Here is an 11,666-nt window from a genome sequence, read left to right on the forward strand (position 1 = left end):
TTAATAAAACGTTGTTGTCAAAAGGACTATATGGTGTTAAGTTTACGTTGCACACTAAAAAACACACAACAGGTACATCATGCATAAAAATAAATTTACGATTGCTATTTTATTAGGAATGTCGAGCCTTGCACTTGGCTGTAATGGTGCAGCAGAGCAAAGTAAACCGACATTAAAATCGCAAAAAGCGCCGGAGCAATTAACGCTTAAAGCGCAATTTAAAGACCACTTTAAAATAGGTACAGCGATTAGCCGCGACCAAATATTAGGGGCTTTGCCTGAAGATTTAAATGTGGCTAAAGCGCAATTTAATACCTTTACGCCAGAAAACTCAATGAAGTGGGAGCGTATACACCCAGAGCTAGAAACGTATGACTTTGAAGCTGCTGATGCGCTAGTTGAGTACGCACAAGAGAGCAACCAAGAGTTAGTTGGGCACACATTAGTGTGGCATTCGCAAACCCCTGACTGGGTTTTTGAAGACGACCAAGGCGAACCACTTACTCGTGACGCATTACTTAAGCGTATGCAAAACCATATTAATGCTGTTGCAGGGCGCTATAAAAATCGCATTTTTGCATGGGACGTGGTAAACGAAGCACTTAACGAAGACGGCACACTGCGTGAATCTAAATGGGGCACCATTATTGGTGACGACTTTATAGAATACGCGTTTAAATACGCTAAACAGGCAGCACCTAATGCCAAGTTATATTACAACGATTACAACTTGTATAAGCCAGAAAAAAGAGCCGGTGCAATTGCGCTTATTAAAAATTTGCAAAGCAAAAGTATTCAAATTGATGGTATTGGTATGCAAGCGCATTACTCGCTTGATAACCCAGAGCTTTCGTTAATGGAAGACTCTATTGTGGCATACGCAGCCACTGGCATTGATGTGATGATAACCGAGCTTGATATTTCGGTATTACCGTTCCCTGAAGGTGAAGAACAAGGGGCTGATATTTCGTTAGATATTGCGCTACAAGAGCGATTTAATCCATACCCAGATGGTTTACCTAGTGAAGTAAACACCCAGTTAGGTGAGCGCTATAAAGCCGTGTTTAACATACTTAAAAAGCATGACGATAAAGTAAGCCGCGTTACATTTTGGGGCATAAGCGATGCACGCACTTGGCGAAACGATTGGCCAATGCAAGGGCGCACCGATTACCCATTATTAATTGACCGTGAGCTTAAACTTAAAAGCTTTGTAAGCGATTTATAATCGCACTAAGTATTTAACCTCCCGCAAAGGATCGCTTAATAGCGATCCTTTTTTGGTTTACATAGTAGTTAAACAATAACTTATGTGTGTTTGTAAAGGTACTTGTGGTGTTAAATAGCTAAATGGGAAGTGTGGGTTATTAGGGCTGTCGGGGAAAAATTGGGGTTCTAGGCATATACCGTCGTATGCATTAAACGGAGTTTTTAAATGCTGCCCTGTATAAACCTGAATGGCAGGGTAGTTAGAAAATACACTCAACATTACCTTTTCATCGGCGCTTGTAAGCTCTGCGTGTTGCTTATTGGTTTGCAGGTTAAGTGTTTGTTCGGTTACAAAGTTATGATCGAGCTTATCGGTTTTATTAAGCACCCGCGCATTTGTGTAGTCAAAAGTGGTATTTGCTACAGGCGTTATTAAACCTGTGGGAATGGCGTTTGTATCTACGGGGGTATAATACGCGCCGGCCAGTTTTAATGCATGCCCTTGTGCGCTGTTAGTAATGCCATTTAAATTAAAGTACGGGTGTGCTGTTGGCCCTGCAATGGTTTTTTTATTACTGGTAATTGTAAATTTAATATCAAGATTACTGTGGCTTTTACTGTTAGTGGTAAAGGTATACAGCACGTTAAATGTAGTTTTACCTGGGTAGCCGTTGTATCCATCGGGTAGGGTAATACTTAAACTTAATGCATTTTTGTGATGATAATCGATCTGCCAAAACAAGTCGCTTAATGCTTTTTGGCCGCCGTGAAGTTGGTTTACTCCTTCGTTTTTATTAAGTGCATAGGCTTTATCATCAATGTTTATTCGGGCGTTACTTAGCCTGTTTGCATAAGGACCGGCTATAGCGCCTAAGTAAAACGTGTCGTTTAAATAATCATTAATATTAGAATAGCCAAGTACAATATTTCGTTTTTTATTATCAATATGGGTAACCCAGCTGGTAAGCCGGGCACCGTAGTTAATAATAGAAATAGTGTCGTTTACCTCATTACTTAGTGTGTATTGAATAAGTGAAGTTGTCATTGTGGTTACTCTTTTAATTGTTCGTTCTAGCTTTTTTAATTTCTTCTTTTACGATTGGGTACAGATCGTAAGTTGGGTAAAACTCAGTGCTGTAAGCTTTCCAACCATAACGTTCAATCGATAAGTTTACTTTTGGTAACAGCGCTGCCGGAAAGCGCAAAGTGACTACTTGCCCTATGCCCATCATTACTTTCCAAGATTCTACCGTTGCGCCCTCTGGCGGAAAATGTTTGTAAAAGTTAGCGTTGTTGAGTATTTCTTTTATTTCAGAGAGATTTTTTGATTGGTCGTGCTTTAAAAAAATCGTTAGCATTAGTTCATCATTTTGCTCGTCATTTGCCCATGCGTTAAAACTAGTACTTGCACTAAAAAGCATAATTAATAGTAAGTATTTCATAGTTCACCTTTGTTAGTTAATTATAAAAATGCGCCGAGCTTTGTGAGGCTTAGCGCATTAATTGGATAAAGTTTGAATTATTTAGCGCATTACGCGTACTAAATATATTAAGCGTTGGCTTTAATTAACGCCTGCGCGGTGCTAACTACATTTTTGGTGGTAAAGCCAAAATGCTCTAATAACACATTACCTGGCGCCGACTCACCAAAAGTGCTCATACCAATTACTTTGCCTTGTAAGCCTACATATTTTAGCCAGTAATCTTGGTGTGATGTTTCAATTGCAATACGGTTTGCTACCGAGTTTGGCAATACACTTTGCTTGTAATCGTCTGATTGCAGGTCAAACAATGTGGTGCTTGGCATTGATACCACACGCACTGCAACACCTTGTACTGTAAGCTCTTTTGCGGCTTGCATTGCTAAATCAACTTCAGAACCCGTTGCAATTAAAATAAGCTCAGGCGTTTTACTGCTATCGCTAAGAATATAGCCGCCTTTTTCTATATCGCTAATTTGCTGTGCGCTGCGTGGCTGGTGGTTGAGCCCTTGGCGACTAAAAATAAGCGCGGTAGGTTGCTGCTGATTTTGTATCGCGTTTTTCCACGATACTGCAGTTTCTACTGCGTCACATGGGCGCCATGTGACTAGGTTTGGCGTCATACGTAGGTTGGCTAGTTGCTCAATAGGTTGGTGAGTTGGACCGTCTTCACCTTGGCCTATAGAGTCGTGGGTATACACAAATATATTTTGAATACCCATAAGTGCCGACATTCTTACTGCGTTACGGGCATATTCCATAAACATTAAAAACGTTGCGCCGTAATTAATAAAACCACTGTGCAGTGATATGCCATTCATAATGCCGCTCATACCAAACTCGCGCACGCCATAAAACAGGTAATTACCGCTGGCGTCATCTGCGCTTATGCCTTTAGAGCCAGACCACAGCGTTAAGTTAGAACCGGCTAAATCGGCAGAGCCACCCAGTAACTCTGGTAAATGCGGGGCAAAGGCTTCAATGGTATTTTGCGAGGCTTTTCGGCTGGCAATGTTGGCAGCGTCTTTGTTGCACTGTGCAATGTAGTCGTTTGCAATAGCTTCAAAACTTTCAGGAAGGGTGCGTTTAATTACGCGACGTTCAAATTCTTTGGCAAGCCCAGGGTGGCTTTTGGTGTAGTCACTAAACAGTTGTTGCCATTGTTTTTGTTTTTTGTCACCGCTTTGTTTAGCGTCCCAATGGGCGTAAATATTATCACTGATACTAAATGCTTCATTTGGTAGGTTTAAAAATTTGCGCGCCGCAGTTATTTCGTCATCACCTAATGGCGAACCGTGGCAATCGTGCGAGCCTGATTTATTTGGCGAGCCAAAACCAATCACGGTTTTACAACAAAGTAGAGTAGGTTTATCGCTCACTTGTTTTGCTTGTGCAATGGCGCTGGCAATTTGTTCTGGGTCGTGGCCGTCTATATCTTTTATTACATGCCAGCCGTAAGCGTCAAAGCGTTTAGCGGTGTCGTCGGTAAACCAGCCCTCAACGTGTCCGTCGATAGATATACCGTTATCGTCCCAAAAAGCAATAAGTTTACCCAAGCCTAGTGTGCCGGCAAGCGAACATGCTTCGTGCGATATGCCTTCCATTAAACAACCATCACCCATAAAACAGTAAGTGTAATGATCTACAATATCAAAACTCTCTTTGTTAAATTGCGCGGCGAGGGCTTTTTCGGCAATGGCCATACCTACAGCGTTTGATAAACCTGCGCCAAGCGGGCCTGTTGTTGTTTCAACACCTGGGGTATAACCGTATTCAGGGTGTCCTGGGGTTTTTGAATGCATTTGTCTAAATTGTTTAAGCTCGCTAAGTGGTAGTTCGTACCCGCTTAAATGCAATAAAGAATAAATAAGCATAGATCCGTGACCGTTACTGAGTACAAAGCGGTCTCGGTTTGCCCAATTTGGATCGTTTGGATTATGGTTTAAAAAATCGTTCCACAGTACTTCGGCTATATCGGCCATACCCATAGGTGCGCCCGGATGCCCTGAATTTGCTTGCTGTACCGCATCCATACTGAGTGCGCGAATAGCATTAGCAAAAGGCGCACGAGAAGAAAGCTGAGTCATGTATTACCTCAAATAAAATTAAAAAAGCCTGCACGTTATGTGGCAGGCTTGAGGGAAATTAGTTTAGTAAGTCTTCAACCAATTTAGCCAAAATACGCTGATCTTTGGCAAAGTTACGAATACCTTCACCGAGCTTTTCGCTGGCCATTGCATCTTCGTTGTGCTGCCATAAAAATTGCTCGTGGGTGAGTGGGGTTATGTCACTTTGCGGTGCTTTGGCAATATTTGCAGCGTCAAGCTTAGTAACCAGAGTACCTTCTTGACTTTGTAAATCATTGAGTAATGATGGCGAGATAGTCAGTAAATCGCAGCCAGCAAGTTCGATTATTTCTTCAGTGTTTCTAAAGCTTGCGCCCATTACCACGGTTTTATAATCGTACTTTTTGTAGTACTGATAAATACCTGTAACCGACTGCACACCAGGATCTTCGCTTGGAGTGTATTCTTTATTATCGCGGGCTTTGTACCAATCAAGAATACGCCCAACAAACGGAGATATAAGCGTTACATTAGCTTGTGCGCATGCAATGGCTTGAGCCATCGAAAAAAGTAGTGTTAAGTTACACTTAATACCTTCTTTTTCTAACTGCTCAGCGGCTTTAATGCCTTCCCATGTTGAAGCAAGTTTAATAAGTACGCGGTCTTTTGAAATACCCGCTTGCTCGTAAAGCGAAATAAGCTTACGCCCTTTGGCTATACTTGCTTTGGTGTCAAACGATAAACGCGCATCTACTTCGCTTGATATACGCCCAGGTATTACCTTTAGTATTTCACAGCCAAAGTTAACAATAAGTTGGTCGCAAATAGCGTCAACATCGTTGCCAGCTTTGCTTATAGCATCACTAATTAAATGTTTATACTGAGGTAATTTTGCAGCTTGTAAAATTAACGAAGGGTTGGTTGTTGCATCAACCGGTTGTAGAGCTTTGATTGACTCTACATCGCCACTGTCGGCAACGACCGTGGTTACTTTTTTGAGTTGTTCTAACAAGTTCATAATGATGTACGCCTCGGCCTTATAACCGAGGCTATGTCCTTATACGTAGCGGTTAACAATATTCTCAAGCAGTTCTTGGCGACCAGAAACTTGCTTAGGATCGATGTTGTTCTCGTGTACTAAGGCTGAAAGGCTCTCAAGTGATTGCTCACCATTTAGAATGCTTTGACCTAGGTCTTCTTTCCAGCCTGCGTAACGTTTTTCAACAAAGTCAGACAGCTCGCCACCTTCAATCATTGCTGCTGCATTGAGTAATGCTTTAGCCATCGTATCCATACCGCCAATGTGACCAATGAATAAGTCATCGCGTTCACACGATTGACGACGAAGTTTAGTGTCAAAGTTAAAGCCGCCCGTTGTAAAGCCACCCATTTTTAAAATTTCGTAAACAACAAGTGTGCACTCAGCTACATCGTTAGGAAATTGGTCTGTATCCCAACCGTTTTGCATGTCGCCACGGTTAGCATCAATACTACCCATAATGCCTTCTGCGCAAGCAACTGCAATTTCGTGATGGAAACTATGACCCGCAAGTGTTGCGTGGTTTGCTTCAATGTTTACTTTAATTTCGTCTTGTAAGCCGTGCTTGTATAAAAAGCCTGCAACCGTTGCTGTATCGTAATCGTACTGGTGCTTAGTTGGCTCTTGTGGTTTTGGCTCAATTAATAATGTGCCTTTAAAACCAATTTTTTTCTTGTGTTCTACAACCATTTTCAAAAAGCGTGCGTACTGTTCGCTTTCTTGCGCAAGGTCTGTATTTAGTAGTGTGTCGTAACCTTCACGACCACCCCACAGTACGTAGTTTTCGCCGCCTAAACGATGCGTAATTTCCATTGCATGTTTAACTTGTGCTGCTGCATATGCATACGTATTAGGGTTAGGGTTTGTTGCACCACCGGCACAAAAACGCTGATTTGAGAATAAGTTAGCAGTACCCCACAGTAGTTTTACACCTGTGCGCTGCATTTCTTTTTCGATAATGTTAGCGATATGCGTTACGTTATCGTGGCTTTCTTGTAGTGTTTTGCCTTCAGGTGCAATATCAACATCATGAAAACAAAAGTAAGGAACGCCTAATTTTTCATAAAATTCAAAGGCTACTTTTACTTTTTGTTCAGCAAGTTCTAATTGGTTGCCCACAGGTTGGATCCAAGGACGGTCAAACGTACCTTCACCAAAAATATCAAACCCTGTAGAACAAAAGTTATGCCAGTAACAAGCTGCAAAACGAAGGTGCTCTTTCATTGTTTTGCCAAGCACTACTTGGTTTTCGTCGTAGTAACGAAATGCAAATGGGTTTTTAGAGTTTTCACCCTCAAATTTAATTTTTTCAACGTTTGTAAAAAATTGCTCGCTCATATTGTGCTCCATTAATTTTATAATAGTGTATTAAAAGTATGTTTTTACACTTTGATAAAGTGCTTTGTATGTTGTGTATTGCTGTGCGTAAAAGTCTTGCATGATTGGGTCTGGCTCAATGGTTTGCGTTACTTTGCCGTTAACACACACTTGTTGTGCAGAGAGTTGTGTTACTGCTATTCGGGCAAGTCTTGCAGCGCCAAATGCGGGACCAACTTCTGAGCCTTCTCGGTAAATTAGGGGGCGGTTAAGTACACTTGCGATGATTTTTCCCCACAGTGGGCTTTTAGCGCCACCACCAATAACGGTTACATCGTCAATTTGTGCGCCGGCATCAAGCAGTACTTGTTGGCCATCGGCAAAGGCAAAAGCAACGCCCTCGAGTACTGCGCGGCCAAGGGCTGCTGCATCGGTATCACTGTCTAAACCAAAAAACACGCCTTTGGCATCGGGGTTATTATGCGGCGTACGTTCGCCAGTTAAATAAGGCAAAAATATCACTGAGCTTGGTTTGCTAAAGTCGCATTTACTTACTTGTTCAAGCAATGCACTTTCGTTTTCAAAACCAGTTAATTTAGTGACCCAGGTTAAACAGCTTGCTGCGCTTAACACCACTGACATTTGGTGCCAGGTGTTTTCAATGCAATGACAAAAAGTATGTACAGCACCTTCTGGGTTAGGCAGGTATTTTTCGTTGGCAACAAAGTAAACGCCCGAAGTACCTAATGATAAAAACGCTTGTTTTGGCTTTACTACGCCTACACCGGCAGCGCCTGCGGCATTATCGCCACCGCCTGCAACAACAGGTACTTGCTCCATTCCCCATTTAGCAGCAACTTGGGCTGTTAATTTACCTGTAATTTGTGTGCCTTCAAAAAGAGTAGGCATGTGTTGCCCTGTTAAGTCGCAAGCACTAAGCATTTTTTGCGACCATGCTCTTTTTTCTACGTCTAGCCATAATGTGCCTGCAGAGTCAGACATATCTGATGCAAAATCGCCGGTCATTAAAAAGCGTAGGTAGTCTTTTGGTAATAATACTTTGGCTACTTTTGCAAAATTTTCTGGCTCAAACTCTTTTAACCACACCAATTTAGGTGCAGTAAAACCAGGCATTGCTATGTTGCCGGTAATATTACGAGAATTTGGTTCGCGTTTTTCAAGCTCTACACATTGTGCAGCACTACGCCCGTCGTTCCATAAAATGGCTGGGCGAATAATATTATTGTTTTTATCAAGCAGCGTAGCGCCATGCATTTGCCCAGAAAGGCCCACAGCCTTCACCGATTTTAGTAATGCAGGGTGAGTATTTTTAAGATCCTCGATTGCACTACATGTAGCAAGCCACCAGTCTGTAGGGTTTTGCTCAGAAAAAAGTGGTGCTGGGCGTGAAACGCTTAAAGATCCACTTGCTTGAGCAAGCAATTGGTCTTTCTCGTCTAAAATAATTACTTTTACACCTGAAGTGCCTAAATCGATACCAAGGAACATAAATGTGATGCTTAATGTTGTTTTAGTGTTAGCGCTAACATTAATGATTTGATATTGTTAAGTCAAGCTAGTTTTAAACTATGTTTAACAATTAATTTGCAAGTTTATTGCTTGGTTGTTGGAGTTCACTTAAATTTCTTTTTAAGATCATAAGGAAACACTATGAAAAAAATAAACTGGGGTATTGTTGGTTGTGGCCGAATTGCTGCACAATTTTGTGAAGACTTAGCACATACCAATAATGGTGTTGCGTACGCGGTTGCAGCAAGAAGTGGGGAAGATGCAAGCGCTTTTGCGAGCAAGTATGGCGCGGCAAATGCCTACGAAGGGTATCAAGCATTATTTGACGATAAAAACGTTGATGTAGTTTACATTGCGACCCCGCATAACTTTCACTTTAAAAATGCCAGTGATGCTATTAAAGCAGGCAAACATGTATTGTGCGAAAAGCCTATTACGGTCTCGGCTGAAGAGTGTAAGCAGTTGTCTTTACTGGCTGAAAAGCATGACGTATTTTTAATGGAAGCCATGTGGACGTACTTTTTACCTGCAATACAAAAAGCAAAAAAATGGGTAGAGCAAGGGCGAATTGGCACTATTAAACATGTTAAAGCTGACTTTGGCTATCCTGTGCCTTTTAACCCCGACGGGCGCGAATACAACCCAGATTTAGCGGGCGGTTGTTTACTTGATATGGGAATTTATCCGCTTGCCATTGCCAATTACTTTTTAAATAACGACCTTGAAAACTTACACGTAAGAGCAAATATTCGCTACAAAGGCGTGGAAGACGATGTACTCATTACTGCTAATTGTGGCGATGTAATGGTGAGCTTAGCAACGTCATTTCAATGCCGGTTAGGGAATGGTGCGTATATTATTGGTGACAAAGGCTATATAAAAATACCCGATGCATTTAGGGCTTACGAGTGCTCTTTGTATGAGCTTGATGATTTAATTGAGCGTTTTGAAGATGGCAGGCAGTCACAAGGTTACAGTTTTGAAGCGCAAGAAGTAGGGCGCTTACTGAGCGAAAATAAACGAGAGAGTGACATTATGAGCCACTCTCAAAGTTTACTTTTACAATCGCAAATGGAGCGTATTAAAGCCCTGTTTTAAAATGGTTTTAAGAGAACTTTAAAAGAGCTTTAAATGAGTCTTAAGTGAGTCTTTAAAAGCTTTGGAATGGTTTTATATCATCTTTAAATCAACTAATAAACTTAACTAGCGGCGATTTATTCGCCGCTAGGTTCGTCATAATTAAAAAATGAAAAGTGAGCTTCTTTATTTTGCCCTGATAAATCTTGGCACGCCATACCAACAAAAGCACCGGTAAAACACGGTCGATACCCTTGCGGTGATTGCTGCACGTAATCATCAGATAAAATGCTGCCATCGAGCACTGGGCCAAACTCTATCCAGCGGTTTTTTTCGGTGGCGTAGTAAAACTGCAGCTGAGCGCCATTAAAATCAGCTTTTAAGTAAACAGGCTTGTTTGTTTTAAGCAAAAGCGGTGCAACAGGCGTGCTTGTTTGGTATTTATCGCAGCTTATTACATTTAAATAACGTGGTGTGGTTTCATCGCCTACATTGCCGCCGCTTATATGTAAATAGTAGTAATGCGCGGTGTTGTAATAACATACAAGCCCCGCCATTTGCTGAAAACTGCTCGGCGCAAAATCAACGCATGTGCTGCTAACAGTATGATGAGCTTGTACACGCCTGGCAATAAAACTTTGCTGATGCAATGAGCTTAAAGACTCTTTACCTACTAGGGTGAGCGATGATTTTTGGGTGTTCTTATACACCCAATTTTTGCACATAGGTATGCGCAATGACTGAAAATCAACAGTAAGCCCATCGTTACTAAAATCAATATGTGTTGAGGGTTGAGGCTGTGGATTTGGCATTAAGCCCTCAACGGGTACGTGTATTCTCGGGACTTTATTTGCGTGTTTTGCATAAGGCCAGCCATCGTCTTTCCAGATTATTTGCTCAACCCCTGTTTCACGCCCTGTAATGCAGCGGCCACGCTCAGATAGTGGTCTTGATGTTAAAAATACAGTGTACCAATCACCGGTTTGTGTTTGAAAAAAATCTCCATGGCCACATTTTTGTAGCGCATTACTCGGCTCGTGGGCTGCTGTAATAACGGGGTTGTACGGGTGTACTTGGTAAGGGCCAAATACGTTTTTAGAGCGCGCAACACTAATGCAGTGTTCATACCCAGTGCCACCTTCAGCGGTAATTAAATAGTAGTAATCGCCGCGTTTTAAAATATGCGGGCCTTCAGTGCAACCAAGCTCTGTGCCTGCAAATATAGGTTTAACATCGCCTATTAACTTATTGGTTTTTAGGCAAAGCTCTTGCATTACTATGCCACCAAAGAGTGTGTTGTCGCGGTGATCAACCAGCATGTTTAGCAAATAACTTTTACCGTCATCATCGTGAAAAATAGAGGGATCAAAACCGCTAGAATTTAAGTAAGTCGCTTGTGACCAGTTGCCGGTAATATCAGTGGTTGATACAAAATAGTTTGGTGTGTCTTTCCATGGGCCATCAAAGCTTTTTACATTGGTATACACCAAATAAAAACGCCCATTATTGTAACTAAGTTGCGCAGCCCATACGCCGCAAGAATCAGGCACTCCTCGCATATCGAGTTGCTCTACGGTGTTAAGTGCTTGGCCTATAACTCGCCAATTTACTAAATCGGTAGAGTGGTGAATTTGCACACCTCCAAACCATTCAAATGTTGAAGTGGCTATGTAGTAGTCGTTATTAACTCTGACAATGTTTGGGTCTGGGTTAAAGCCTCTTAGAATTGGGTTTTGCAGCATGCTCATAATATAGGCCTTTTTAAGTTTTTTATATTATTGGGTGTGAATATTATAAATTTGTTGTTAGCGCTAACATTTTCAGTGTAGTATAAGACTTTGTCAATAAGTAATCATTTAAAACGCGCTGTAAACAATATCAAGCTTTACAATTATGTATAATGAAAACTAAGAAAGTTAATTATAACAATCCACTGATTGTGAGTAG

Annotated in this window: 9 protein-coding genes; 2 read left to right on the plus strand and 7 right to left on the minus strand. The window is 41.5% G+C overall.

What is annotated here, in order from left to right; translation table 11 throughout:
• Nucleotides 1-79 precede the first annotated feature (79 nt).
• Entirely contained in the window at nt 80-1,228 is a 1,149-nt protein-coding gene (locus I6E82_RS08620; protein ID WP_197117571.1) for an endo-1,4-beta-xylanase, read from the plus strand.
• A 57-nt stretch (nt 1,229-1,285) separates the two neighbouring features.
• Here the strand turns inward: I6E82_RS08620 and I6E82_RS08625 are convergent, their stop codons facing one another.
• The 6 genes from I6E82_RS08625 to xylB form a co-directional block, all read right to left on the minus strand.
• A complete protein-coding gene (locus I6E82_RS08625) occupies nt 1,286-2,254 on the minus strand; it encodes an aldose epimerase family protein (RefSeq protein ID WP_197117574.1) in 969 nt (322 codons plus the stop codon).
• A gap of 13 nt (nt 2,255-2,267) precedes the next feature.
• The gene (locus I6E82_RS08630) at nt 2,268-2,651 is read right to left on the minus strand and encodes a hypothetical protein (protein ID WP_024593043.1); all 384 of its coding nucleotides are present in this window, start codon (nt 2,649-2,651) and stop codon (nt 2,268-2,270) included.
• A 107-nt stretch (nt 2,652-2,758) separates the two neighbouring features.
• On the minus strand, nt 2,759-4,777 hold the full coding sequence (gene tkt, locus I6E82_RS08635) for a transketolase (RefSeq protein WP_197117576.1): 2,019 nt from the start codon (nt 4,775-4,777) through the stop codon (nt 2,759-2,761).
• A gap of 58 nt (nt 4,778-4,835) precedes the next feature.
• Entirely contained in the window at nt 4,836-5,774 is a 939-nt protein-coding gene (tal, locus tag I6E82_RS08640) for a transaldolase (RefSeq protein ID WP_029750724.1), read from the minus strand.
• 39 nt (nt 5,775-5,813) lie between these two features.
• A complete protein-coding gene (gene xylA / locus I6E82_RS08645; RefSeq protein WP_024599023.1) occupies nt 5,814-7,133 on the minus strand; it encodes a xylose isomerase in 1,320 nt (439 codons plus the stop codon).
• A 30-nt stretch (nt 7,134-7,163) separates the two neighbouring features.
• The gene (gene xylB, locus I6E82_RS08650) at nt 7,164-8,621 is read right to left on the minus strand and encodes a xylulokinase (protein ID WP_197117578.1); all 1,458 of its coding nucleotides are present in this window, start codon (nt 8,619-8,621) and stop codon (nt 7,164-7,166) included.
• Nucleotides 8,622-8,783: 162 nt separating this feature from the next.
• Between xylB and I6E82_RS08655 the strand changes: the two genes are divergently transcribed.
• Nucleotides 8,784-9,740, plus strand: a complete 957-nt coding sequence (locus tag I6E82_RS08655; RefSeq protein WP_197117580.1) for a Gfo/Idh/MocA family protein — start codon at nt 8,784-8,786, stop codon at nt 9,738-9,740.
• 116 nt (nt 9,741-9,856) lie between these two features.
• Here I6E82_RS08655 and I6E82_RS08660 read toward each other — a convergent pair whose 3' ends face one another.
• Nucleotides 9,857-11,467, minus strand: a complete 1,611-nt coding sequence (locus I6E82_RS08660; RefSeq protein WP_197117581.1) for a glycoside hydrolase family 43 protein — start codon at nt 11,465-11,467, stop codon at nt 9,857-9,859.
• Nucleotides 11,468-11,666: the final 199 nt, after the last annotated feature.

It is taken from the genome of Pseudoalteromonas sp. NZS11, assembly GCF_015864765.1.
Lineage (GTDB): Bacteria > Pseudomonadota > Gammaproteobacteria > Enterobacterales > Alteromonadaceae > Pseudoalteromonas > Pseudoalteromonas arctica.